The organism is Gordonia westfalica (assembly GCF_900105725.1).
Classification (GTDB): domain Bacteria; phylum Actinomycetota; class Actinomycetes; order Mycobacteriales; family Mycobacteriaceae; genus Gordonia; species Gordonia westfalica.
In genome coordinates this window covers 1,013,079-1,039,423 of sequence record NZ_FNLM01000034.1, presented here as the reverse complement: position 1 = coordinate 1,039,423, position 26,345 = coordinate 1,013,079, and the positions used below count along the sequence as shown (strand labels likewise).

Sequence of the window (26,345 nt, the reverse complement as noted above, 5' to 3'; positions counted from 1 at the left end):
TAGGCTGGTGATGTGCTGACCTTGGCCCTGGCCGCGACCCTCATCGGGTTCGTGCTGCTCATCCTCGGTCTCATCACCGGGACCGTGTGGCTCGCCGTTGCCTGCATCGTCATCTGCCTCCTCGGCCTGACCTTCCTGCTCGTCGACGTGTTCTCGGGTCGTAACCGGGACTCCGCCCGATCGCTGGAGGACATGATCCCGGGAGCCGGACGCGATGACGACACCGACGACGCGGTCGATCGCGAGCACGCCGGGTCCGGCGGTGAACGGCGAGATGCCGGTGACGAGTCACCGACACGCCGTAATCCGCCGGCGACGCCACCCGCTCGGGACACCGGCTCCGACGCGGAGACGGCGGCCTACGAGGCCCCGTCCTTCGAACCGGGGATGGGTGCACCGTCCCGGCCGTCGACTTCTCAGTCGTCGAGTGATCGTCCGCCGGCACCCGAGAGCCGCCCGGCGCCGGAGCGGCGCGAGGGCAATCTCGAGGACTACCTGCGCTCGGTCGGCGAGCCCGTGGGTAGGGAGCCGCAGCAATCTGGCGGACAGCCACCGCGGCCGATGCCGCCCCAGTCCGGTCCGTTCCCGTCGGGTCCGTCCCGGCCGGGGCCACGCCCTCCGCAGTACGGGGCGCCCGAGAACAGAACGCCATCGTCGGGTCCCCAGCAGCAGTACGGGCAGCAGCCTTCCGGACAGCAGTCTCCAGGGCAGCGTCCGGCATTGGGGCAGGACCAGGTACCTCCGCGGACCGATTCCGCGCAGTCGCGGGAGCGGCCCCGGAGTGAGACTCCGGAGACACCCGAACCGAGGCCCGGCCGGCGTCGTGCCCCGGATTTCGATCCGCTCGACCCGAACTGGCGCCCACCGCTCGACTGATCTTCCCCGTCGTAGGACGATTCTCGTCAACACGACGACGCACCGCCCGGACAGCGATACCGATTCGCCTGTCCGGGCGGTGCGTCGTTACACTGGTTGACGCGTCGATCCGGCCATCACCGGGGAGCACCCGGAAGAACCGAGCCGTCCGCGGCTCCCAGTAGAACCGGGCGGGAGTGGCCCGTCACAGCCGCAGGACCGTACGGGAGACCCGCGCGATCCGATGAGCGGCGCCGGATCTCCGGCGCAAGCGGGGTGGTACCGCGCAGACCTGACGGTGTGCGTCCCCGTGCCGAGGAGAGACATCACCAGGCACGAGGAGACGAGCCGTGACCAACGTCAACGAGACGGGCACGAACGAGACGGGCGCCAACCCGACCGGGCGTGTGTACCCCAAGGTCGACATGACAGGTGGGACGGGCCGCAGCGCCCCCGATTTCCCGTCCGTGGAGGAGAACGTCCTTAAGTACTGGGACGCCGACTCGACCTTCGCCGCCTCCATCTCCAATCGCGCCGACGCCGAGGAATTCGTCTTCTACGACGGCCCGCCCTTCGCCAACGGCCTGCCGCACTACGGCCACCTGCTCACCGGCTACGTCAAGGATGTGGTACCTCGGTACCAGACCATGCGCGGCAAGAAGGTCGAGCGCCGATTCGGTTGGGACACACACGGTCTGCCCGCCGAACTCGAAGCCGAACGCCAGCTCGGGATCACCGACAAGTCGGAGATCGAGAAGATGGGCATGGAGAAGTTCAACGAGTACTGCCGTGACTCGGTTCTCCGCTACACCGGCGAGTGGCGCGACTACGTGACCCGTCAGGCGCGCTGGGTGGACTTCGACAACGACTACAAGACGCTCGACCTCGACTTCATGGAGTCGGTCATGTGGGCGTTCAAGGCACTCTTCGACAAGGGCCTGATCTACCAGGGCTACCGCGTGCTGCCGTACAGCTGGTACGAGCAGACACCGCTGTCGAACCAGGAGTCCAAGCTCGACGACGCCTACCGGATGCGTCAGGACCCGGCGGTGACCGTGCGGATGCCGCTGTCGGTGCCCGAGGGCCCGCTGGCCTCGCTCGACGGCGTCAACGCGCTCATCTGGACCACGACGCCCTGGACGCTGCCGTCGAACCTCGCGATCGCGGTCAACCCCGAGGTCACCTACGTCCACGTCAAGGCCGCCGACGGTCAGCAGTACCTGCTGGCCGAGGCGCTGCTGGGTGCCTATGCCAAGGAGATCGCCGAACCCGAGGTGATCGGTACCCATCTGGGCAAGGACCTGGCGGACCTCTCTTACACGCCGCCGTTCGACTTCTTCGTCGGACACCCCAATTCGCATCGCGTGCTGCTCGCCGACTACGTCACCACCGACAGCGGTACCGGCGTCGTCCACCTCGCGCCGGCCTTCGGTGAGGAGGACATGGACCTCGCGACCGCGAACGACATCGAGGTCGTCCAGCCGCTCGATCCGGGCGGCCGCTTCACCTCGCAGGTCCCGCCGTATGAGGGCCTGATGGTCTTCGACGCCAACCCGGTCATCATCAAGGACCTCAAGGCGGCCGGCCGCATCCTGCGCCACGAGACCATCGAGCACTCCTACCCGCACTCGTGGCGGTCGGGACAGCCGCTCATCTACATGGCGGTGCCGTCGTGGTTCGTCGCGGTCACCCAGTTCCGCGACCGGATGGTCGAGCTGAACAAGCAGATCACCTGGGTGCCCGAGCACATCCGCGACGGACAGTTCGGCAAGTGGCTCGAAGGCGCGCGCGACTGGAACATCAGCCGCAACCGCTACTGGGGTGCGCCGATCCCGGTGTGGATCTCCGACGACCCAGAGTTCCCGCGCATCGACGTCTACGGCTCGCTCGACGAGCTCGAGCGCGACTTCGGTGTGCGTCCGGACAACCTGCACCGGCCGTTCATCGACGATCTGACCCGCCCGAATCCGGATGACCCGAGCGGGAATTCGACCATGCGCCGGGTGCCCGAGGTCCTCGACTGCTGGTTCGAGTCGGGCTCGATGCCCTACGCCCAGGTGCACTACCCGTTCGAGAACCGCGACTGGTTCGACGGTAGTGATTCCGACGGGGGTGAGTCGGCGTCGGCCCGATCTGTTGGGGTGCCGGCCCACAACCCGGGCGACTTCATCGTCGAGTACAACGGTCAGACGCGCGGCTGGTTCTACACGATGCACGTGCTGGCGACCGCGCTGTTCGACCGTCCCGCGTTCAAGACCGTTGCCGCACACGGCATCGTGCTGGGTGACGACGGCCAGAAGATGTCCAAGTCCAAGCGCAACTACCCGGACGTCAACGAGGTCTTCGACCGTGACGGATCGGACGCGATGCGCTGGTTCCTGATGGCCTCGCCGATCCTGCGGGGCGGCAACCTCGTCGTCACCGAGCGCGGCATCCGCGAGGGTGTCCGGCAGGCGCTGCTGCCGCTGTGGAATGCCTACAGCTTCCTGCAGCTCTACGCGGACCGGCCCGCCACGTGGCGGACCGACTCGGAGAACGTCCTGGACCGCTACATCCTGGCGAAGCTCGCGACCACGCGCGACACCATGACCGAGGCGCTCGACACCTACGACATCGCCGGTGCGTGCGATGCGTTCCGTGAGTTCGTCGAAGCACTGACCAACTGGTACGTGCGTCGTTCGCGCGCACGGTTCTGGGCCGGTCAGGACGAGGACACCGACGCCTTCGACACCCTGTACACGGTGCTCGAAGTGGCGTGCCGCCTGGCGTCGCCGCTGCTGCCGCTGGCGACCGAGGCCATCTGGCGCGGGCTCACCGGCGAGCGGTCGGTGCACCTGGCCGACTGGCCGTCGGCCGACGAGCTGCCCGCCGACGCCGACCTCGTCAGCGCCATGGACGAGGTCCAGGCGGTCTGCTCGGTCGCGTCCAGCGTGCGCAAGGCCAACAAGCTGCGCGTGCGTCTGCCGCTGCCCGGCCTGACCGTCGCCTCGTCCACGGCAGCGGCGCTCGAGCCCTACGTCGACCTGGTCAAGGACGAGATGAACGTCAAGACGGTCACTCTCGCGACCGACGCCAGCGAGTACGGGCGGTACGAGATCGCGGTCAACGCCCGCGCGGCGGGGCCGCGTCTGGGCAAGGACGTGCAGCGCGCGATCAAGGCCGTGAAGTCGGGCAACTGGTCGGTGCAGACCGGTGCCGACGGTTCCGAGGTCGTCGTCGCCGACGGCATCGAGCTGCACGACGGCGAGTTCTCGCGCCGTCTGGTGGCCGTCGAACCCGACTCCACCGCGGAGCTGCCCGGTGGACGGGGACTCGTCGTCCTCGACACCGCGGTCACCCCCGAGCTGGAGGCCGAGGGCTGGGCGAAGGACCGCGTCCGCGAGCTGCAGGATGCGCGCCGCAACCTCGACCTCGACGTCTCCGATCGGATCACGGTGCGCCTCGTCGTCCCCGCCGAGCGCCTCGAGTGGGCGCAGACCCACGCCGGCCTCATCGCCGGCGAGGTTCTCGCCGTGGAGTTCGACGTCGCCGCCGACGGGGCGCCGGGTGCCATCGAGCTAGGCGACGGCGTGACCGCCGACGTCGCGAAGGTCGGCTGACCGGCGATTCCCTGCCAGCTGTCACGTTTTGCCGGCCGTCGGTGTCTCGAGGATGACCACCTCGAACACCGACGGAAGGCAGGACGATGAGCATCACCGACACCACCCGGGAGATCCCGACGGTCACCAGGACGCGCGTGGTCGTCCTCGGCGCCGGCTACGCGGGAGCGATGGCGGCCAACCGGCTGCTTCGCAACCCCGACGTGGACGTCACGGTCGTCAATCCGCAGCCGTTCTTCGTGCAGCGGATCCGGTTGCACCAGTTCGTCTCGGGAACCGGTGACCCGCAGGTCGCCTTCGACGACGTGCTGGCCGACGACATCCGCGTCGTCGTCGACACCGCGACGCGCATCGACGCCGGCGCAGCCCGCGTGCATCTCGCATCGGGCGCGCACCTCGACTACGACCACCTGGTCTATGCGATCGGTACCCGGCACCGTGCGCCGGAGATCCCCGGGGCCGCCGAGCATGCCTGGTCGGTGTCGGACTGGGCTGCGGCACAACGACTCCGCGACCATCTCGCGACGCTCGACGAGGGCGACCCGGTGGTAGTCGTCGGCGGCGGACTCACCGGTATCGAGGCTGCGGCGGAACTCGCCGAACGCGGTTTCGCGGTGAAGCTCGTCTGCGGCGGTGCCATCGCGCCCTCGGTGGGCCCACGGGCCCGCCGCGCGACGCTGCGGCAGCTCGCACGCCTCGGCGTCGAAGTCGTGGAGGAGGGGCGGGCCACCGCGGTCGATCCCTCCCGGGTGCTCGTCGACGTCGACGGCGTCGAGCAGATACTCCCCAGTGCGGCAACCGTCCTCACCACCGGGTTCGTCGCCCCCGAACTGGCCGCGGACAGCGGGCTGACCACCGATGAGATCGGTCGGCTGCACACCGACGACGCCCTGACGAGCGTCGACGACGACCGCATCGTCGGGGCGGGTGATGCGGTGGCGGTCGCCGGGATGTACCTGCGGATGAGCTGCCAGGCCGCCGAGCCCCTGGGGGCGCAGGCCGCCGACGCCGTTCTCGCACGGATCGCCGGCGACCGACCGCAGAAGGTCGATCAGGCGTTCGCCGCGCAGTGCACCAGCATCGGGCGCCGCGCCGCGACCCTGCAGTTCACCAAGCGGGACGATTCCCCGGCACGGATGGTGGCGACCGGACGTCTCGCGGCGACGGCCAAGGAGATCGCCTGCCGCGGTACCGTGTGGTTCATCCGCCACGAGGCGGCCCGTCCCGGCTCATACCGCTGGGCCCGCGGCGGTGACCTGACCACGACGACCGAACCGGCCCTCTCATGAGAGGCACGATGGTGAACAGCAGCGAATCAGCCCGTCGAGCAATACGTTTCGCGGAACTTCGGCCCCTGCTTTTCACCGTCGCCTACGAGATCGTCGGGTCCGCGGCCGATGCGGACGACGTCCTGCAGGAGAGCTATCTACGATGGGCCGACGTCGACGACGCCGATGTCACCGACCCGAAGGCCTACCTCGCGAAGATCGTCACGCGTCAGGCGCTCAACGCCCTGCGCTCCCGGTCGCGGCGCCGCGAGGAGTATGTCGGGCCGTGGCTGCCCGAACCGATCCTGCTCGACGACCGCGACCTCGCCGACGATGTCGTACTCGCGGAGTCGGTCTCGACGGCGATGCTGGTGGTGCTGGAGTCCCTGACCCCCGACGAGCGCGCGGTGTTCGTGCTGCGGGAGGTGTTCGGCTTCTCCTACAACGAGATCGGCGACATGGTCGCCAAGCCCGCGGCCACGGTGCGTCAGATCGGCCATCGGGCCCGGTCGCATGTCGAGTCGCGGCGCCCTCGCTTCGAGCCGGTCGACGCCGCACGTGCCGGCGCGGTCGTCGAGGAGTTCCTCGCGGCGGCACAGTCGGGGGAGATCGAGCCCCTCATGGCGTTGCTCTCACCCGATGTCGTGTTCACCGCGGACAGCGACGGCAAGGCCACCGCCGTCAAGCGGCCGATCCGCGGCGCGATGCCGGTGGCACGCCTGCTCACCGGCTTCGCGCGGCTCGGGGCCACGATCGACGACTACCGGGCCGAGGTCGCCGTGTTCAATCACGCACCGGGCATGGTCGTGTACTTCGACGGGAAGCTCCAGGGCGCCTTCACATTCCACATCGTCGACGGCGTGATCGAACAGATCTACGCGATGCGCAACCCCGACAAGCTGGTCGGGGTGGAGGAGCCGCGGACGATCGCACGGTGACAGGTCAGCCGGCACGGTCCCGGAGGTACTCGACCTCTCGCTCCCTGAGGTGCGAGGAGCGTGTGCACTGCCCTCTCGCTCCCTGAGGTGCGAGGAGCGTGTGCACTGCCCTCTCGCTCCCTGAGGTGCGAGGAGCGTGTGCACTGCCCTCTCGCTCCCTGAGGTGCGAGGAGCGATAGCGACGAGCCTCGAAGGGCTGCCGACCCGAACTCCTCAGCCGCGCAACCGGATCGACGTCTCTATCCCCGAAAGAGCGCCGCCAGCGTCAGTTCGATCTGCGAGCGGAACAGTTCGGCCGGGTGCGCGAAGGTGTCCTTGCCGTACTGGCCGAAGGTCTCCAGGCTGATCGCGCCGACGAGAACCGCCCAGAGGGTGGTCGACGCGGCCAGGACGGCCTCCGGGGTGTCGATGCCGAACTCGTCGCGGATCGCGATCATGTCGTCGGCGACTCCGGTTGTGGGAGTGGGCAGATCGTCGCGGATGAGGCCCTCCGAGTGGGCGGCCGCGCACTCGCGCAGGAGTAGGGCGGGAATCCGGGTGCCCGGCTCGACCGTCCGCTCGCCGGGCGCGGCATAGCCGGGTACGGGGCTGCCGTAGAGCAGTGCCCAGCGCGCCGGGTCGGCGAGTGCCCACTCTCGCGCGGCCTCGGCGGCGGCGAGCAACCGCTCCCGGCGGCGTGCGGGTTCGATCGCGTCGACGGCCGCGTCGATCGCGTCGCCGACGTCGTTGTATGCCTCGACGAGCAGCAATGTCAGCAGGTCGTCGCGGCTGGGGACGTACCGGTAGACGGCCGATGAGACCACGCCCATCTCGCGGGCGATCGCGCGCAGCGACAGTCCGGCCGCGCCGTGGGTCGCCAGGTGCTCGCGGCCCAGTCTGCGGATCTCGTCGGTCATCATCGCGCGGTTCTCCGCGCGGCTTCGTCCGGTCGCCATGTGTCGATCCTTCCACATTTCGAGAGCGGTGCTCTTGATTTCTTGCGCGTGTGGGTGCACACTCAAAACGAGAGCAGTGCTCTCGGAACTTCCACCGAGATGAACCCACCGAGATGAAAGGGTCGACACGATGACCGCCACCACCCACTACCGCGCCCCGAGGGCTTCGACAGCGTCTTCAACCGAACCGTCCGCTGGCTCGCCGCCCACGGCGTCAACCTGGCCGGCGCGCAGAACCTCACGGTCGCGGGTCGCCGCACCGGCAACCTGCAGACAGTCCCGGTCAACGTCCTCCGATTCGACGGCGGCGAGTACCTCGTCTCACCGCGCGGCAACACCCAGTGGGCGCGCAACGCACGTGTCGCGGAGACCGTCGAACTCCGTCGCGGACGCCGGCGGTCCGTCGTCACGCTGACCGAGGTCGACACCGACCGGCGTCCGCCGATCATCGGCGAATACCTGCGCAAGTGGGGTTGGGAGGTCGGCCGATTCCTGCCGGAGGGCCTCGACGCCAAGCCCTCCGACGCCGACCTCGAGATCCACGCCGGATCGATCCCGGTCTTCGAGATCCGGTCCGCCGAGTAGCCGATTCCACCCTCGGGTCTGCTCACTAGACTCGGACGCGTGGTGCGCCCGGATCCCGACTCGACGATCGCGGACGGTTCATCCGTCCCCGAACGGTGGATGTCCGGCGGGCACGAGGGCGGCGCGCCGGCGGGCGCCGACTCCGAGCGCGGCGCGCGCTGGGTGATGCACCTCGACATGGACGCGTTCTTCGCCTCGGTCGAACAACTCACCCGGCCCACACTGCGCGGGCGCCCGGTGCTGGTGGGCGGCTCCGGCGGTCGGGGAGTGGTCGCCGGGGCGAGCTACGAGGCTCGGGTGTTCGGGGCCAGGTCGGCGATGCCGATGCACCAGGCCCGACGCCTCATCGGTCCGAGCGGGGTCGTCGTGCCCCCACGCGGCGCGGTCTACGGCAAGGTCAGCAAGCGGGTGTTCCGCCTTGTGCGCGAAGCGGTTCCGGTGATCGAGACCCTCTCCTTCGACGAGGCCTTCGCCGAACCGTCCGAACTAGCCGGGGCGACCGTGGCGCAGGCGCGGGAATTCGCCGAGACGGTACGCGCCCGCATCCGCAGCGAGTGCGGACTCGCCGCCTCGGTCGGATTCGGCAGCGGCAAACAACTCGCCAAGATCGCCTCGGGGATGGCGAAACCCGATGGCGTGATGGTGATCCCGCCGTCGGGTGAGATCGAGTTCCTGCACGGCCTGCCGGTGCGCAAACTGTGGGGGATCGGCCCGGTCTCGGGGGATCGCCTCGCGCGTCTGGGAATCGACACCATCGGCGACCTCGCCGCGATGTCGCCGGTGGAGGTCGCCTCGGTGCTCGGGGCCACCGTCGGACCGGCGCTTCACCGTCTCGCCCAGGGCATCGACGACCGCCCGGTGGCCGAACGCGCGTCGGCCAAACAGATCAGCGCCGAATCGACCTTCGCCGAGGACATCGTCGACCTCGACGAGTTGCGCAAGGCCATCCGACGCGCCGCCACCGACGCGCATCGTCGGCTCCTCAAGGACGGACGCGGCGCGCGGACGGTCGTGCTGAAACTCAAACGCTCCGACATGTCGATCCTGACCCGGTCGGCGACCACCGCCGCGGCCACCACCGATTTCGACGACCTCGAACGCACCGCCCAGCGTCTCGCCCTCGACCCGCGGTCGGTCGGGTCGATACGGCTTGTGGGCGTGGGCTATTCGGGTCTCACCGCAGTGCAGCAGTATGCGCTGTTCGACGACCTCGGCACCGGCGGCGACGAGCAGGTCGTCGAGGTGTCGGAGACGGTGCAGGATTCCACGGTCTCGGAGACCGGGCAGGATCCCACCGTCGACACCGAGTCACCCGAACCCGAGCGATTCGCACCGGGCGTCAATCCGCTGAGCCGGGCGCCGTTCGCTCCCGGGGCCGACGTGACACACCCCGAATACGGTCACGGGTGGGTGCAGGGGAGTGGCCACGGCGTCGTGACCGTCCGATTCGAGACACGCACCACCGGGCCCGGACGCACGCGCACCTTCGGCGTCGACGACCCGGACCTACGATCCGCCGACCCGCTCGACAGCCTCGAATGGGATCTCGGCGACGACGAGTGACCAACCGCGTCGCATCACCCGCGTCGCATCACCTTCCGGAAGCAGCGAAGAACTCCGCGATCGTCTCGGGGTCCGACTTCGCCGTGAGCAGTGCGATCAAGGCCATCCGGGCCTGCGGCGCACGCAGCCACGGGGACACGATCGCGCCCGCACGATGCAGGTCGACGGCGCCGCCACCGCCGCCGTAGGTCGCCGACACCTCGCCGTACGGGACCCGGCTGGCCACGACGACGGTCACGCCGTGCGCGACGGCGAGTGCGACCTCGGCGGTGATGTCCGGGTGGGTGTTTCCCGACCCCGTCGCGGCGAGCACGATGCCCGCGGCGTTCTGCGCGACCGCGGCGGCGATCAGTCCGGGGGACACACCCGGATACAACGCGAAGGTGTCGACCCGCGCGGTCCGGCCGAGCGGGATCCCGTCGGTCAGCACCGGCCGGGGCAGGTCGGTACCGACCGAGTCGAAGGCGGCGGCGTCGGTCGTCGACACCTTGAACACCCCGCGCGCCGGCAGGACGCGACCGCCGGCCACCACGAGGACGCCCCGGCCCCCGGATGCCGGGTCGCCGACCGTTGCCAGGGCGGCGGCGAGGTTCCGCGGACCGTCCGCATCGGGACTGTCGGCCGGCAACTGTGCACCGGTGAACACGACCGGCCGATCGTCGGTGAGGTAGAGATCCACCAGGAACGCCGTCTCCTCCATCGTGTCGGTGCCGTGGGTGACCACCACTCCGGCGGTGGCGGGATCGGCGAGCGCCTCCGCGACCGCCCGAACCACCGCGAACTGTTCGGCGACGGTCATCGCCGAACTGTCCACCGACATCAGGTCGACGGTGCGAACGGCGCCCGGCCCGGCGTCCGCGGCTCCGGTGTTCGACGCGGCCAGCAGGTCGTCGGCACCGAGAGCGGGCACCGCGCCGTCGGTCGTGGTGTGGGCGGCGATGGTGCCACCGGTGGTGATCAGCACGGTCGTCGACCGACCGGGCGGGGGAGAAGCGGCCATGGTCGTCAAGCCTCACGGCACGTCGCCTGGTCGTCAAGCGTCGTGGCGCGCGGCGCGGAGCCCGGACCATCGCGTTTCGTTTGGCATAGTGGTGTGGGTTGTCTCCGGGTTCGCCCCGGCAGACCTCGACGACGAGTCATGGGACAGCGCTCCGGCGCGCCCACGTCCACAGACACAGTGAGGGAGATCGTTGAAGTATCGGAAGTTTCTTGGCGCGACCATGATCGCGGCCGCATTGATGACCGGTGTCGCCGCCTGCGGTGGTGACGACAGCGACGCACCGCCCGTCCCGACGCAGACCAGCACCGCCGCTGCGAGCGGCGCCGCCGGTGACACCGAATCCGAGATCACCAACGGCAGCAAGCCGCCGTCGATCGCGGCTCTCAACGAGCTCGTGGACACCGCTGTCGACCCCGACATCCCGAGCAAGGACAAGATCGTCCTCGTCGAGGGTTCGGAGAAGGACCCGGCCATCTTCGACGAGCTGGTCAAGGCCCGCGCGGAGAACTCCGACGTCGACTGGGTCCTGGTGAACCCGGTGATCACCGCCGGCCCGAACAAGGCCCGTGTGAAGGTCCGCATCGAGACCGCGGGCAACCCGCCGACCAACGCCGAGTCGACCATCGTCTTCGACGACGGCCGCTGGAAGCTCTCCAACGAGACCGTGTGCAACCTGCTCGGCCTGTACCAGGTCAAGAGCGCGATGTGCACGCCGGCGAGCTAGCCCGACGACCGATCGGCTGACCCCGTGAGAACCGGGTTGTCCATCACCGCCAGGTGACGGACAACCCGGTTTTCTGTACCAGGGGGCGCGCCGGGTCCGCCCCGACGAGTTCGCGCGCACCGGTGTACCTCAGCTCGCCGCCGACCGGCAGCCCGCGCGTGAGGTCGACCTGCACGGTGCCGCCGCCCTCGGAACTGAACCTGCTGATGGTGAGCGTGTCACTGCCGCCCGGGATGGCGAACACCGAGTTGACCGGCGTCTCCTCCGCCGAGAACTGGATGGTGAGGCGGTTGCCGTCCCAGGCCGACAGGCGTGCATCGATGGTCTGTGTCACGGTCGCGGCCGCGGAGATGACGCGTTCGGTGCGCCACCGCGCGCCCACCGCGATCGGTTCGGTCGGCAGCGCGATCGAGGTGTTCAACGCCGTCACCAGGGACTGCTCGACCGCCAGGCGTGCTTCCTCGCCGGCCTGCTCCGGCGGGGCGAGACGCAACGCGACCGGGGCGAGGCCGGGACCCGTCGTCAGTCCCGCCTTCGTGCCGGCCATCGCCGGCAGCTGTTCGTTCAGGGAGGAGTCCGGGGAGGTCACGGTCCCCAGATCGAGTTCCAGTTCCGACTTCTCGTCGCACGAGAACCGCGCGGTCAGCGGTGTCTCGACCGTCTGCGCATCGGCCGACCCGGGCGAGGCGACCTCGGACGTCGTCACCAGCGTCACCGCCTGAGCGGACGACGTGTCGGGAGCGGGCGACGCGACGCGACGTTCGCCCTCACCCGCGTCGACGAGGGTGACCGTGGCGGGCGAGATCGGCACCGGAGCCGCTCCGGCCGCACGTGACGGTGATTCGGTGGCACAGCCGGCCGTGGTCGCCGAACTCGCGCCGGCGTCGTCGGACCCCGATGAGCACCCCGCGATCACCACGGATATCGCCGTGGCGACTGCGCACGAGGAGACGACGGACCGGAACACACGACGATGCGAGGACACGGGTAGCCAGCGTATTCGACGGGTCGTGGACAATGATGCTGTGGACGACCAACCCCTGACGAATTCCGGCAACGCCGATCCGCACGGCGCCGACTCTCCGGACGCCGACCCCGACGAGGTCCGATCGGACGGGTCGACACCCGGACGACGCTTCTCCAAGGTGACCGCGGCGGTCCTCGGCGTCGCGCTCGTCGTCATCGGGCTGGATCTGCTGACCAAGACGATCGCGGTCGCGACGCTCGATCCGCAGCGCCCGGTCGAGATCATCGGCGACGTCGTCACGCTACGACTCGTCCGCAACAGCGGCGCCGCCTTCTCGCTGGCCTCGGGATACACCTGGGTCCTGACGGTCATCGCGCTCGTCGTCGTCTCCGTGATCATCCGCTACAGCAGTCGGCTGAAGTCGTGGGGATGGGCGATCGGTCTGGCACTCGTGCTCGGCGGCGCGATCGGCAACCTGATCGACCGCATCTTCCGCGCCCCCGCACCGCTCCAGGGCCACGTCGTCGACTTCGTGTCGGTCGGCTGGTTCCCGGTGTTCAACGTCGCCGACTCGGCCGTGGTCTGCGGTGCGATCCTTCTCGTGGTGCTCTCGGCGCTCGGCTTCGACTACGACGGCAGCCGCACAGGGTGGGCCGCGAGCCGCGACCGGCACGCGGCCGAGCACACCGACACCCACGGCGACAACGTCGAGGACGGGGGACCACCCATGCGTGAATCACGTGTCGTACCGGTACCCGACGGACTCGACGGCATGCGCGTCGACGCCGGGGTGTCCCGCATGCTGGGACTGTCGCGGACCGTGGTGGCCACGCTGGCCGAGGACGGCGACGTCCTCGTCGACGGCGTCGTCGTCGGCAAATCACACAAACTCGCCGCGGGCACCCTCCTGCACGTCACCCTTCCCGAACCCGACGAACCGCTGCGGGTCGAACCGACCCCGGTCGAGGACCTCGAGGTGATCTACCACGACTCTGACATCGTGGTCGTCGACAAGCCGGTCGGTGTGGCCGCGCATCCGTCGCTCGGCTGGAGCGGTCCCACCGTCATCGGTGCGCTTGCCGCCGCCGGGTTCCGGATCTCGACCTCCGGCGCGCACGAGCGGCAGGGGATCGTCCACCGCCTCGACGTGGGAACGTCGGGGGTCATGGTGGTCGCCGTCTCCGAACGCGCCTACACCCTGATGAAGCGCGCGTTCAAGCAACGGACCGTGCACAAGGGCTACCACGCCCTCGTCCAGGGCATCTCGACCCGCCGTCGGGCACCATCGACGCACCGATCGGGCGTCATCGGGGCAACGACTGGAAGTTCGCGGTGACCGCCAACGGCAAGCCGAGCATCACCCACTACGACACCCTCGAGATGTTCGCCGCGGCGTCGTTGCTCGACGTCCACCTCGAAACCGGCCGCACGCATCAGATCCGCGTCCACTTCTCGGCGCTGCACCATCCGTGCTGCGGTGACCCGACCTACGGTGCCGACCCGACTCTGGCCAAGAAACTCGGTCTCGAACGGCAGTGGCTGCACGCGCGGTCGCTGGGCTTCGCGCACCCGGCCGACGGCCGTGCGGTCGAGTTCACCTCGGAGTACCCGGAGGATCTCCAGCACGCCCTCGACGTCCTGCGCGCCACCTGACCGACTTGTCGGATCTCCACTGGGAGGACGGCATTCGTTCGCTCGATCAACCGGCGACATCGCCGGTCAACTCGCCTAGATTGAGAGGGTGTTCGAGCCTGGAACGGTGATCGCCGGGTACCGCGTCGAGCGACTGCTCGGCAGCGGTGGGATGGGCGCTGTCTTCTTGGCCCGGCATCCGGAGCTTCCCCGCTATGACGCACTGAAAGTGCTCAAGGGCTCGGCGGGCTTGACCGACAACAACTTTCGGCGCCGTTTTCTCCGTGAGGCCGAGGTCGCCGCGACACTCGACCACCCCAACATCGTCACCGTCTTCAACCGTGGCCGGGCGACCGTCCCCACCGCGTCGAAGTCCGGCGCGTCGGATCTGCTGTGGATCGCGATGCAGTACGTGCCGGGCACCGACTGCGCCCGCGAACTCGGCGACATCGGGCGATTCACACTGCCGAGGGTCGCGCACATCGTGTCTCAGGTGGCCCGCGGCATCGATCACGCCAACCGGCGAGGCCTCACGCACCGCGACGTCAAACCCGGGAACATCCTCCTCGCCGAGATCGACGAGGACTCGACCGTCGACGAGCAGCGCGTGTTGCTGACCGACTTCGGTGTGGCCAAGATCTCCGACGAGGCCGAGGCCCTCACGTCGGTCGGGACCGTCCTGGCAACCCTGTCCTACGCCTCACCCGAACAGCTCATGGGACGGACGCTCGACGGTCGGAGCGATCAGTACTCGCTGGCGGCATCGACCTTCCACCTGCTCACCGGCCGGGTGCCGTTCGACGACCGGGACACCGGCGCGGTCATCGGCGCACACCTCAAGGACCCGGTGCCGCGGGCATCGGAACTCGTACCCGGGGTGCCCCGGGGCGTCGACGCCGTGATCGCGAGGGCGATGGCGAAGACGCCGGAGGAGCGCTTCGCGAACTGCCGCGAGTTCGCCGACGCCCTCACCGCAGTTCTCCGACCTGCCCCGAACGAAGGTCTCCGACCTGGGCACCCGCCGGCTGTTCCCGACGCCCAGGCCGTCACCGTCCGCGGGGTCACGCCCCGCCCGGCGTCCCGGAACCAGCCGTATCCGATGCCGGCCACGCGTCGCGCGATGCCGCCATCGCAATCGCCACCGACGCCCGGACGTACGGCGTACGGTGCCGGACCGGCGCCCGCCCCGCCCGGTGAGGCGTCGACCCGACGAGCCGCGCCCCGGCCGAACGAGGACCGGCGGGCGGGGGACAGGCAGCCGCGGGAGGGACACCGGCGACCGGCGACGGGAGCCGATCCCGCCGTGTGGCAGCATCCGCCGTCCGGTCCGCACCGCCAGACCAACGACCATCTCCGCGCCGCGGGGTCGGGTCCGATGGGCCGGCCCCCGGGTGGACCGCCGTTCCCGGGCGGACCGACGTCGTCCGGGGTTCCCGGTCCGTCGTCGAGCCCGAACCGGCTGCCCCTGGTACTGGGCGGGGTCGCGGCCGTGCTGCTGATCCTGATCGTCGTCGTCTTCGTCGTGGCGCTGTAGTTCTCGTGGCCCGTGGCGCTACGTGAATCCGGGCGCGCGGCGGACATGGTGTCACAGCTGTCCCATTCGTCACGGCCCGGAGTGCCTCCGAGTAGGTGTCGGTGCGCGCGCCTAAAGTGGACCCGGACTCGGTAGTCGACGAGCACATGATGAGCGTGCGCACGATCTGCGAGCACAGCAACCAGCGAGCACAGAAGAGGCACAGTGACGGACTCGTTTGTTCACCTGCACAACCACACCGAGTACTCCATGCTCGACGGTGCGGCCAAGGTGTCACCGTTGTTCGCCGAGGCCAAGCGGCTGGGGATGACGGCCATCGGCATGACCGACCACGGAAACATGTTCGGCGCCAGCGAGTTCTACAACACCGCGGTCAAGAACGACATCAAGCCGATCATCGGCATCGAGGCCTACATCGCGCCGGGTTCGCGATTCGACACCAAGCGCATCCAGTGGGGCACGCGCGACCAGAAGAGTGACGACGTCTCGGGTTCGGGCGCCTACACCCACATGACGATGGTCGCCGAGAACGCGACCGGCCTGCGCAATCTGTTCAAGTTGTCCTCGCTGGCGTCCATCGAGGGCCAGCTCGGTAAGTGGTCGCGTATGGACGTCGACCTGATCGCGGCGCACGCCGAGGGCATCATCGCGACGACCGGATGTCCGTCGGGCGAGGTGCAGACCCGCCTGCGGCTCGGCCACGACCGCGAGGCCCTGGAGGCGGCGGCGAAGTGGCAGGAGATCTTCGGCCCGGAGAACTTCTACCTCGAACTTATGGAGCACGGCCTGGAGATCGAGCGCCGGGTCCGCGACGGCCTGCTCGACATCGGCCGCAAGCTCGGTATCAAGCCGATCGTCACCAACGACTGCCACTACGTCACCAAAGAACACGCTGCCGCGCACGAGGCGCTGCTGTGTGTGCAGACCGGCAAGACCCTCTCCGACCCGACCCGCTTCAAGTTCGACGGTGACGGTTACTACCTGAAGTCGGCCGCCGAGATGCGCGAGCAGTGGGACTCGGTGGTCCCCGGCGCCTGCGACAACACCCTGGAGATCGGCGAGCGCGTCCAGTCGTACAAGGACGTCTTCACCCACCGCGACCGCATGCCGGTCTTCCCGGTGCCCGCCGGCGACACCCAGGACTCCTTCCTGCGCAAGGAGGTCTTCAAGGGGCTCGCCGAGCGCCGTTTCGCCGGCACCGAGGTGCCGCAGGAGTACCTCGACCGGGCCAACTACGAGCTCGACGTCATCATCCAGATGGGGTTCCCCGCTTACTTCCTGGTCGTCGGCGACCTGATCCGGCACGCCCTCGAGGTCGGCATCCGCGTCGGCCCGGGCCGTGGTTCGGCGGCCGGTTCGCTGGTCGCCTGGGCGCTGGGCATCACCAACATCGACCCGATCCCGCACGGACTCCTGTTCGAGCGATTCCTCAACCCCGAGCGCGTGTCGATGCCCGATATCGACATCGACTTCGACGACCGCCGTCGCGGCGAGATGGTGCGCTACGCGACCGAGCGGTGGGGCAGCGAGAAGGTCGCCCAGGTCATCACCTTCGGAACGATCAAGACGAAGGCCGCCATCAAGGACTCCGCGCGAGTCCAGTTCGGCCAGCCGGGTTTCGCGATCGCCGACCGCATCACCAAGGCGCTGCCGCCGCCCATCATGGCCAAGGACATCCCGGTCTGGGGTATCACCAACCCCGAGCACGAGCGCTACGGCGAGGCCACCGAGGTCCGCACGCTCATCGAGACCGACCCGGACGTCAAGAAGATCTACGACACCGCACTCGGGCTGGAGGGCCTGATCCGCAACGCGGGCGTGCACGCCTGTGCGGTGATCATGTCCTCGGAGCCGCTGACCGACGCGATCCCGGTGTGGAAGCGCGCGCAGGACGGCGCGATCATCACCGGCTGGGACTACCCGTCGTGTGAGGCCATCGGCCTGCTGAAGATGGACTTCCTGGGTCTGCGCAACCTCACCGTCATCGGTGACGCCCTGGAGAACATCAAGCTCAACCGCGGGATCGATCTCGACCTCGACGCGCTGCCGCTCGAGGACGAGAAGACCTATGAGCTGCTCGCCCGCGGCGACACGCTCGGCGTGTTCCAGCTCGACGGCGCGGCCATGCGCGATCTCCTGAAGATGATGCAGCCCACCGGGTTCGAGGACATCGTGGCCGTCCTCGCGCTGTACCGTCCCGGTCCGATGGGTGTGAACGCGCACACCGACTACGCCAAGCGCAAGAACGGTCTCCAGGAGATCCGGCCGATCCACCCGGAGCTCGAGGAACCGCTCAAGGAGATCCTCTCCGAGACCTACGGCCTGATCGTCTACCAAGAGCAGATCATGCAGATCGCGCAGAAGGTCGCCGGGTACTCGCTCGGACAGGCAGACCTGCTCCGTCGCGCGATGGGTAAGAAGAAGAAGGAGATCCTCGACGAGGCCTACGACGGCTTCGCGGAGGGTATGCGCAACAACGGGTTCTCGCAGCCCGCGATCACCGCGCTGTGGGACACGGTTCTCCCGTTCGCCGGCTACGCGTTCAACAAGTCGCACGCCGCGGGCTACGGCCTGGTGTCCTTCTGGACCGCATACCTCAAGGCGAATTACCCCGCCGAGTACATGGCCGGCCTGCTCACCTCCGTCGGCGACGACAAGGACAAGGCGGCGATCTACCTCGCCGACTGCCGCAAGATGGGCATCACGGTGCTCCCGCCGGACGTCAACGAGTCGCAACGCAACTTCGCGGCCGTCGGCGCCGACATCCGCTTCGGTCTCGCCGCGATCCGCAACGTCGGCTCGGGCGTGGTCGGCTCGATCATCAACGCCCGTGAGGAGAAGGGGAAGTTCACCAGCTTCTCCGACTACCTCGGCAAGATCGACGTCACCGCCTGCAACAAGAAGGTGACGGAATCGCTGATCAAGGCCGGCGCGTTCGACTCGCTCGGCCACCCGCGCAAGGGTCTGTTCCTCGTGCACGCCGAGTCGGTCGAATCCGTCATCGGTACCAAGAAGGCCGAGGCGATCGGTCAGTTCGACCTGTTCGGCGGAGGGGACGACGCCGCGGATCCGGGACTCGCCGAGGTCTTCGCGGTCAAGGTGCCCGAGGAGGAGTGGGACACCAAGCACAAGCTCGCGATCGAGCGGGAGATGCTGGGTCTCTACGTCTCCGGGCACCCGCTGGCGGGCGTCGAACACGCCATCGCCGCGCACACCGACACCTCGATCACGTCGCTGCTGGAAGGCAACATCTCCGATGGCGCCCAGATCACCATCGGCGGCATCATCTCGTCGGTGACGCGCCGGGTGAACAAGAAGGGCGAGCCGTGGGCCGCGGTCACCCTCGAGGACATGGTCGGCGGTGTCGAGGTCTACTTCTTCCCGCGCGCCTACGTCGCGTACGGGATGGACATCGCGGCCGACAACATCGTGCTGATCAAGGCACGCGTGAACATGCGCGACGACAGCATGATGATCAGCGCCAACGACCTGGCCGTCCCGGACCTCGAGACCGCCGGCGCGACCAAACCGGTGGCGCTGACGCTGTCCGCCCGCCTCTGCACCCCGGACCGGGTCCAGGCGCTCAAGCAGGTCCTGACCCGGCACCCGGGCATGGCAGACGTGCACGTGACCCTGGTCAGCGACAAGCGTCAGACGCAGCTCAAACTGACCGAGTCCCTGCGCGTGGCACCCAGCTCGGCGCTGATGGGCGACCTGAAAGCCCTGCTCGGTCCGAGCTGCCTGGGCTGACGTTCCTGCTGGTCGAGTCGGTGGGTTTCGACGCGACGCCTCGCTTCGCTCGGTGTCGGCTCAACCGGCGTGGGGTGGCGTGTTCCTGCTGGTCGAGTCGGTGGGTTTCGACGCCTCGCTTCGCTCGGTGTCGGCTCAACCGGCGTTTCTGCTGGTTGAGCCGGTGAGTTGTGTTTCTGCTGGTTGAGCCGGTAGCGAGCGGAGCGAGCCACCGCGTCGAAACCGCCCGACCACCGCACTGACAGGGTCCCCGTCACCAGGGTTTCGGGCCACCGAACATTTCTCTTCGTGAGCCGCTATACTCGACGGCACGTCCAGTCACGTCAGCCGTCGAGGGGAGTGTCCGCAGATGACCACGATGATCGGCATCAACGCGCACCGTCCGGTCCGGCGTGCTCCGCGCACGATCGAGGTCTTCGGCATCGAGTGGCCCGCCCACAAGGCCCACGCGGTTCTCGCCGGTGTCGCCACCGCCGTCGTGACCCTGCTGATCTTCGGGTCGCCGCAGGCCACTGCCTGGGTGACGGCGGTGGCGGTTCTCGCGGTGTGGTGGGGTGAGCGCTACCTGCCGGGGAATGCGGCAGTCGCACCCGGATCGAATCCGCCCGGGATCTCGTAGATACGCCCGTCGAATCCGGCGCGGTACAGGCGTCCGGCCGAGAATCCGCGGTCGCCCCGACCGTAGGAGACCACGCTCGAGGTGGGCAGTCCGGTCGCGAGGACGCAGTAGCGTCCGGGTGAGGTGATCCGGACGATCTCACCGGTCGCGTTGAACGGCACGATCGGCCGTTCGCGGGAGTCCAGGGTCAGTCCGTCAGGAGTCGACGGCGCACCGACGCCGAGCAGACTCTGCACGACTCTCGGGTTGGCGGTCGAGATGCGGCTGACGCCCGGGTTCACGAAGGTGCGCGAGACGTAGAGCCAGCCGTCGCCGCGACCGAGGACCGCGCCGTTGGCGCTCGGCAGCGAACCCCACGCGGCGTTCACCGCACCACCCGGCGTGACCCGCCCGATGAGGTTGCCGAAGTCGTTGGTGGCGTACACATTTCCGCGGGCCGACACATCCATCCCGTTCGCGGCGGACAGGCCGGTCACCCACGGACGGAACGCCAGGCTGTTGATTTCCAGGCGGCCGATGGACGCGTGCCGCAGCGCATCGCCGACGATGACGCGGGGATCGGCGCCGTATCCGACCAGAAGGGTTCCGCCGGGAGTCCAGGCGAGCGCACCCGCACCGCTCCCGCCGGGAACCCGGGCGATCGGGACCGCCGGCGCACCCGGCCCGTTCAGCCGGTACACGCGACCGGAGATGAGATCGGTGGTGTAGAGCCGCCCTCCGGCGTCGACGGTGAGACCCTCGAGCGCGGCACCCGGAACCACGCCGACGAGCCGAGCGGGCGCGGCTCCGGGACACGCGGGTGCGGCCGCCGCGGGGGCGGGGCCGACCGCGGCGGCGAGACCGAGGGCCATGGCCGTGGCCGCAGCGCCGGCGGCGATCCGGGTGAGACGGGATATGCGCCCGGGCCGGCGCGAAGACGGATGGCGAGTTGTCATGACTGCTCCGGTGGTGAGGTGGCGGGTCGTGGTGCCTTCTCCTCGCCCAGTCTCGCGCACGGGCGCGAGCCGGCGAGGGGCTTCGCGGATATACCCAGACATCGGTGAGAGCAACCCCGGCACACACCCGGCACATACCCGCCGTGCCGGAATGGGTGTACCCGGACCGTTCGGGTGATCCCGCGCAGTGAGAACATGGCAGTCGTGAGTACGCACCACGTTCCCGTTCACCAGCGAGGTCCGGCGCTGACGGTCGACGCCATCGAGGCGGCGTCGTCGCGCATCGCCGACGCGGTGGCGCGTACCCCACTCGAGGCCTGCCCGCGACTGTCGGCGTCGGGCGCACAGATCTACCTCAAACGCGAAGACCTGCAGACCGTCCGCTCGTACAAGATCCGCGGCGCCTACAACGTGATGGCGCAGCTCTCGGCCGAGGAACTGTCCCGCGGTGTGGTCGCGGCCAGCGCCGGAAACCACGCCCAGGGAGTCGCATTCGCGTGCAAGAGCATGAAGGTGCCCGGCCGGATCTACGTCCCGACCACCACGCCGAAGCAGAAGCGCGACCGGATCGCCTGGCACGGCGGTGATTACGTCGAGCTGAAGGCGATCGGCGACACCTACGACGCCGCTGCGGCAGCCGCTCAGGCCGATGTGATGCGCACCGGCTCCGCGTGGATCCACGCCTTCGACGACCCGCGGACCGCGGCCGGTCAGGGGACCATCGCACGCGAGATCGTCGAGCAACTGGGCCGGATGCCCGACGTCGTCGTCGCGCCCGTCGGCGGCGGTGGCTGCCTGGCCGGCATGTCCACGTACCTGCGGGGGCTCTCCGACGAGGTGACGATCGTCGGCGTCGAACCGACCGGGGCGGTGTCGCTGAGCGCGGCGCTCGTCAACGGGGGACCGGTCACCCTCGACGAGATCGACCCGTTCGTCGACGGTGCGGCCGTGAAGCGGATCGGCACCATCGGACACCGGGTGATGTCCGAGCTGGGCGCGGTCGTCAGCGATCATCCGATCCTGTCGGAGATCTCGGCGAACCCGGCGGTCCGGGTGATCCCCGACGGACCGCTGTCGCCGGCCCCGGGCTCGGTCCACATCACGCACGTCGACGAAGGTGCCCTCTGCTCGGCGATGCTGGAGCTCTACCAGAACGAGGGCATCATCGCCGAACCCGCGGGAGCGCTCGCGGTGGCCGCACTCGACAAGCTGCGCCTGCCCGCCGATGCGACCGTCGTGTGCCTGGTGTCGGGCGGAAACAACGACGTGTCCCGCTACGGCGAGATCATCGAACGTTCGCTGGTGCACCGCGGACTCAAGCACTACTTCCTCGTCGACTTCCCGCAGGAGCCCGGGGCACTGCGCCGGTTCCTCGACGAGGTCCTCGGACCCGACGACGACATCACGCTGTTCGAGTACGTCAAGCGCAACAACCGTGAGACAGGTGCCGCGCTGGTCGGTGTCCAGCTCGGCAGCCCGGACGGCCTCGGCGACCTGATGGACCGGATGTCGCGCTCCCGCTTGCACTGCGAGCGGCTCGAACCGGGTTCACCGGCCTACGAATACCTGACCTGACCGACGTTCTACAGCCTCAACCCGCGCTCGGCGCGGCTCCGGGCTGTGAATCGCGCCGGACTCCGACGATCACGTTGTGCCCGGGTGAGATCCCGTCGGCCGGTTGCTCCCAGGCCAGCCGGACGTCGAGCGGCCAGGGGAGTGCCACCGGCTCCTCGCCGGGGATGCACACCACCGACCACTCGCCGCGGTGCATCGCGAACCAGCCTGCCGCCTCGTCGAATTCGGCGTCGACCGACGCGAAGGCCGGATCGTGGAGTGCCGGTTCGGTTCTCCGGAGCGCGATCAGCGACCGGTAGAACCCGAGCACGCGGGCATGGTCCGGCCGGGTGGGTTCCGACCAGTCCAGCTTCGACCGTTCGAAGGTCTCCGGGTCCTGCGGATCGGGCACATCGTCGCTGTCCCAGCCGTGTTCGGCGAACTCCGAGCGGCGGCCCTCCGCGGTCGCCCGGCCCAGCTCCGGTTCAGGGTGCGAGGTGAAGAACTGGAAAGGGGTTGCCGCGGCCCATTCCTCGCCCATGAACAGCATCGGGGTGAAGGGGGACAACAGGACCAGGGCGGCCTTGATCGCGAGCTGCCCGCCGTCTAGATAGGCGCTCGGCCGGTCGCCGATCGCCCGGTTGCCCACCTGGTCGTGGGTACACGTGTAGGCCAGCAACGACGACGCGGGCACGAGATCGGTCGGGATCGGCCGGCCGTGGCACCGGCGCCGGAACGACGAGTAGGTGCCGTCGTGGAAGAACCCTCCGGTCACGACCTTTGCGAGGCAGTCGAAACTGCCGAAGTCGGCGTAGTAGCCCTGCCTCTCACCTGACACCAGCGTGTGGATGGCGTGATGGATGTCGTCGTCCCACTGCGCCGCCAGCCCGAGACCGCCGGCCGCGCGCGAGGTGAACATCCGTGGGTCGTTGAGATCGCTCTCGGCGATGAGTGACAGCGGGCGTCCGAGTTCGGCCGACAGCGCGTCTGTCGCCGCGGCCAGTTCCTCGAGGATGTGCACGGCTCGGTGGTCGGCGAGTGCGTGGACGGCGTCGAGACGCAGTCCGTCGATGTGGAATTCGCTGAACCAGCGCAGGGCGGTGCCGGTGATGAAGGCGCGTACCTCGTCGGAGTCGGGGCCCGACAGGTTCACCGACGACCCCCACGACGTCGTGTCCTCACTGAGATACGGCCCGAAGTCGGGCAGGTAGTTGCCCGACGGTCCCAGGTGGTTGTAGACGACGTCGAGGATCACGCCGAGCCCCCTGGCATGACAGGCGTCGACGAAGCGGGCGAGTGCCGCCGGGCCCCCGTAGGTCTCCTGCACGGCGTACCAGCCGACGCCGTCATAGCCCCAGTTGTGGGTGCCGTTGAAGGCGTTGACGGGCATCAGTTCGACGAAGTCGACGCCGAGATCGACGAGGTGATCGAGCCGTTCGATCGCCGAGTCGAGAGTGCCTGCCGGGGTGAACGTCCCGAGATGGAGTTCGTAGATCACCGCACCTCGCGCGTCGCGGCCGGTCCACCCCGCATCGGTCCACAGCGATTCGTCGACCGTGAAGAGCGCCGACATCTCGTGGACGCCGTCGGGCTGGCGGACCGAGCGCGGGTCGGGCCGGACGGGTCCACCGTCGACGGAGAACCCGTAGCGGAGGTCTGGGCCGGCGTCGATCGCGGAGTCGGCGGGGACCCGCCACCATCCTCCTGCGTCGGCGGACATCGGCGCCGACCGTGAGGGGAGCCGGGACCGCCGGATCGTACGACGAGGTCCACTGTTTCCGCCCCGGGCGCCCACACCCGGATCTCGTTCACCGACGTCGGCGGGTGCAGAGGAGCCGCATTGGAACGAAGTGGGGGTTTTGTTCCCGTTGGTCGGCTGACCCAGTTATGGTGCTCTGGTCATCAGTCGCGGACGTCGTCGGGGAATTGCTCACATCATGCAAGGTATGTCGGGGCTCCCGCAGTCGCATCGCACGATACTGTGAGGCCGCGCACATTGGCGAACGAGAGCGGGGTATATTACGGCGACGCTCATGCCCAAGGGGGCACCTCGAGCAGATCTGCCGAGCGAGGTGCGCGATCGGAGCACGAGATCACGCATATTGCGACCTGACGGCCGGTGAACGGGTAAGCCGAGACGCAAGGGTAGGGATTGAGCACAGACGCAGTCACCTCGGATGACGAGGAGACCGGTCGGAAGAGACCGGGTGCGGTTCGGTCGTGGTTCGACAAGCATGTCGTGGCCTCGTTCGACACCTTCGGACGCCAGCTGGGCATGTTCGTCGAGGTGTTCCGCACGCTTTTCGTCGACCTCGCCAAACGGCGTTTTCCGTTCGGCGAGTTCGTCCGTCAGTGCGCTTTCATGGCGAGTACCTCGGTGTTCCCGACGCTCCTCGTCGCCATCCCGATCGGCGTGATCGTGTCGATCCAGGTGTCCAACATCGCCGGACAGGTCGGCGCCACCTCGTTCTCCGGAGCGGCCACCGGCCTCGGTGTGATCCGTCAGGGCGCGCCGCTGGTCACCTCGCTGCTGCTGGCCGGTGCCGTCGGATCGGCCATCGCGGCGGACCTCGGCTCGCGGACCATCCGCGACGAGATCGACGCGATGAAGGTCATGGGCGTCAACCCGATCGAGCGACTGATCTCCCCGCGACTCCTCGCCACGATGGTGGTCAGCTTCCTGCTCTGCGGTTTCGTCTGCTTCGTCGGGTTCATCACCGGTTACGTGTTCAACGTCTACTTCCAAGGGGGTACGCCGGGTAGTTACACCGGCACCTTTGCGTCCTTCGCGACCACTGCCGACCTCATGTTCGCGTTGGCGAAAGCAGTGATATTCGGCGCGATCGTGGCGATCGTCGCCTGCGATCGCGGACTCTCGACGAAGGGCGGCCCGGCGGGTGTGGCCAACTCCGTGAACGCCGCGGTGGTCAACTCGGTGCTGCTCCTGTTCACGGTGAACGTGATCCTCACGCAGTTGTTCGCGATCCTCTTCCCGGCGAAGGTGGTGTGAGATGGCTGCGTCCCGTTATGTGCCACCGGCGCTGAGACCCGTCGAGGCCGCCAAGGCCGTCTACCGCGGCCCGCGCGATGCGCTCGCGGCGATGGGTCACCTCATCACCTTCCTCGTCCGGTCGATCGCCGCGGTGCCACTCGCTTTCCGGCACTACAGCAAAGAGGTCTGGCGGCTGCTGTCCGATGTCGCCTGGGGCAACGGCGCCATCGTCGTCGGCGGCGGCACGGTCGGCGTCATGGTGATCCTCGGCATCATGGGCGGCGCGACCGTCGGCATCGAGGGTTACACCGCGCTGAACCTGCTCGGCATGTCGCCGGTGACCGGCGGACTGTCGGCCTTCGCGACGACTCGTGAGATCGCGCCGCTCCTCGCGGCGACCGCGTTCACCGCGCAGTCGGGCTGTCGCTTCACCGCCCAGCTCGGTTCGATGCGTATCGCCGAGGAGATCGACGCCCTCGAGGCCATCGCGATCCGTCCGCTGCCCTATCTGGTGACCACGCGCATGGCCGCGGCGGTCCTGGCGATCGTCCCGCTGTATTCGGTCTCGCTGGCCGCCAACTACCTTGCCTGCCAGTTCATGTTCATGGTCCAGAGCGGCCAGGGCGAGGGCACGTACCTGTACTACTTCAACCAGTTCATCGTGTCCTGGGACATGGTGTTCTCGTTCATCAAGGTGATCGTCTTCGTCCTGCTGACGACGTTCATCCAGTGCTACTACGGATATTTCGCCTCTGGGGGGCCCGAAGGTGTGGGAGTTGCTGCCGGACATGCCATCCGACTCGCGATCATCGTGATCGTGTTCGCGAACCTGGTCATGACGCTCGTCTTCTGGGGCACCTCGCCCGGAATCAAGATCTCGGGATGAGGGGGAGCC

Annotated in this window: 17 protein-coding genes and 3 pseudogenes; 15 read left to right on the top strand and 5 right to left on the bottom strand. The window is 68.7% G+C overall.

The genetic code is table 11. The features are described 5' to 3' along the window. Positions 1-12 precede the first annotated feature (12 nt). The 4 genes from BLU62_RS10075 (at position 13) to sigJ (ending at position 6,660) form a co-directional block, all read left to right on the top strand. A complete protein-coding gene (locus BLU62_RS10075) occupies positions 13-876 on the top strand; it encodes a hypothetical protein (protein WP_074849343.1) in 864 nt (287 codons plus the stop codon). Between the two features lie 404 nt (positions 877-1,280). Next, positions 1,281-4,454, top strand: a complete 3,174-nt coding sequence (gene ileS / locus BLU62_RS10070; RefSeq protein WP_074852812.1) for an isoleucine--tRNA ligase — start codon at positions 1,281-1,283, stop codon at positions 4,452-4,454. 86 nt (positions 4,455-4,540) lie between these two features. Further along, entirely contained in the window at positions 4,541-5,743 is a 1,203-nt protein-coding gene (locus BLU62_RS10065; protein WP_074849342.1) for an NAD(P)/FAD-dependent oxidoreductase, read from the top strand. Between the two features lie 8 nt (positions 5,744-5,751). Continuing rightward, positions 5,752-6,660 carry an RNA polymerase sigma factor SigJ gene (sigJ, locus tag BLU62_RS10060; protein WP_099047845.1) on the top strand — a complete coding sequence of 303 codons (909 nt, stop codon included), beginning with the start codon at positions 5,752-5,754 and terminating at the stop codon, positions 6,658-6,660. A gap of 239 nt (positions 6,661-6,899) precedes the next feature. On the opposite strand, the gene BLU62_RS10055 is transcribed toward sigJ, so the two are convergent. Then, entirely contained in the window at positions 6,900-7,595 is a 696-nt protein-coding gene (locus BLU62_RS10055; RefSeq protein ID WP_074849340.1) for a TetR/AcrR family transcriptional regulator, read from the bottom strand. A 130-nt stretch (positions 7,596-7,725) separates the two neighbouring features. Between BLU62_RS10055 and BLU62_RS10050 the strand changes: the two are divergent. Beyond that, positions 7,726-8,180, top strand: a pseudogene (locus BLU62_RS10050) (nitroreductase/quinone reductase family protein). 99 nt (positions 8,181-8,279) lie between these two features. Continuing rightward, a complete protein-coding gene (locus BLU62_RS10045) occupies positions 8,280-9,743 on the top strand; it encodes a DNA polymerase IV (RefSeq protein WP_074852811.1) in 1,464 nt (487 codons plus the stop codon). 28 nt (positions 9,744-9,771) lie between these two features. Here the strand turns inward: BLU62_RS10045 and BLU62_RS10040 are convergent, their stop codons facing one another. After that, a complete protein-coding gene (locus BLU62_RS10040) occupies positions 9,772-10,743 on the bottom strand; it encodes an asparaginase (RefSeq protein WP_074849339.1) in 972 nt (323 codons plus the stop codon). A 190-nt stretch (positions 10,744-10,933) separates the two neighbouring features. Between BLU62_RS10040 and BLU62_RS10035 the strand changes: the two genes are divergently transcribed. After that, complete coding sequence (locus BLU62_RS10035) at positions 10,934-11,467, top strand: WKL family lipoprotein (RefSeq protein ID WP_483099062.1); 534 nt, start codon at positions 10,934-10,936, stop codon at positions 11,465-11,467. A gap of 43 nt (positions 11,468-11,510) precedes the next feature. Here the strand turns inward: BLU62_RS10035 and BLU62_RS10030 are convergent, their stop codons facing one another. After that, complete coding sequence (locus tag BLU62_RS10030; RefSeq protein ID WP_084811775.1) at positions 11,511-12,278, bottom strand: hypothetical protein; 768 nt, start codon at positions 12,276-12,278, stop codon at positions 11,511-11,513. Positions 12,279-12,477: 199 nt separating this feature from the next. On the opposite strand from BLU62_RS10030, the pseudogene lspA reads away from it, so the two are divergent. The 5 genes and pseudogenes from lspA to BLU62_RS10005 form a co-directional block, all read left to right on the top strand. After that, positions 12,478-13,125 (top strand): annotated as a pseudogene (gene lspA / locus BLU62_RS10025) (signal peptidase II); the annotation flags it as partial. 36 nt (positions 13,126-13,161) lie between these two features. After that, positions 13,162-14,087, top strand: a pseudogene (locus BLU62_RS10020) (RluA family pseudouridine synthase). A gap of 88 nt (positions 14,088-14,175) precedes the next feature. Then, positions 14,176-15,600 (top strand): serine/threonine-protein kinase, encoded by a 1,425-nt coding sequence (locus tag BLU62_RS10015; protein ID WP_074849336.1) that lies wholly within the window; start codon positions 14,176-14,178, stop codon positions 15,598-15,600. Positions 15,601-15,804: 204 nt separating this feature from the next. Continuing rightward, positions 15,805-19,350 carry a DNA polymerase III subunit alpha gene (gene dnaE / locus BLU62_RS10010; protein ID WP_074849335.1) on the top strand — a complete coding sequence of 1,182 codons (3,546 nt, stop codon included), beginning with the start codon at positions 15,805-15,807 and terminating at the stop codon, positions 19,348-19,350. 349 nt (positions 19,351-19,699) lie between these two features. Further along, positions 19,700-19,969: a hypothetical protein gene (locus BLU62_RS10005; RefSeq protein ID WP_074849334.1), complete on the top strand. Its 270-nt coding sequence runs from the start codon at positions 19,700-19,702 to the stop codon at positions 19,967-19,969. Here the strand turns inward: BLU62_RS10005 and BLU62_RS10000 are convergent. Next, positions 19,912-20,820, bottom strand: coding sequence for an SMP-30/gluconolactonase/LRE family protein (locus tag BLU62_RS10000; RefSeq protein ID WP_244278356.1), 909 nt, complete (start codon positions 20,818-20,820; stop codon positions 19,912-19,914). The genes BLU62_RS10005 and BLU62_RS10000 overlap by 58 nt on opposite strands. Positions 20,821-21,099: 279 nt before the next feature. Between BLU62_RS10000 and ilvA the strand changes: the two genes are divergently transcribed. After that, positions 21,100-22,479: a threonine ammonia-lyase IlvA gene (ilvA, locus tag BLU62_RS09995; RefSeq protein ID WP_074852810.1), complete on the top strand. Its 1,380-nt coding sequence runs from the start codon at positions 21,100-21,102 to the stop codon at positions 22,477-22,479. 16 nt (positions 22,480-22,495) lie between these two features. Here the strand turns inward: ilvA and treZ are convergent, their stop codons facing one another. Next, positions 22,496-24,178, bottom strand: a complete 1,683-nt coding sequence (treZ, locus tag BLU62_RS09990; protein WP_074849332.1) for a malto-oligosyltrehalose trehalohydrolase — start codon at positions 24,176-24,178, stop codon at positions 22,496-22,498. 432 nt (positions 24,179-24,610) lie between these two features. Here treZ and BLU62_RS09985 point away from each other — a divergent pair, with 432 nt between their 5' ends. Both BLU62_RS09985 and BLU62_RS09980 read left to right on the top strand, forming a co-directional pair. Further along, on the top strand, positions 24,611-25,468 hold the full coding sequence (locus BLU62_RS09985) for an MlaE family ABC transporter permease (RefSeq protein ID WP_074849331.1): 858 nt from the start codon (positions 24,611-24,613) through the stop codon (positions 25,466-25,468). 1 nt (position 25,469) lies between these two features. Continuing rightward, the gene (locus tag BLU62_RS09980) at positions 25,470-26,336 is read left to right on the top strand and encodes an MlaE family ABC transporter permease (RefSeq protein ID WP_074849330.1); all 867 of its coding nucleotides are present in this window, start codon (positions 25,470-25,472) and stop codon (positions 26,334-26,336) included. The last annotated feature ends 9 nt before the right edge of the window (positions 26,337-26,345 follow it).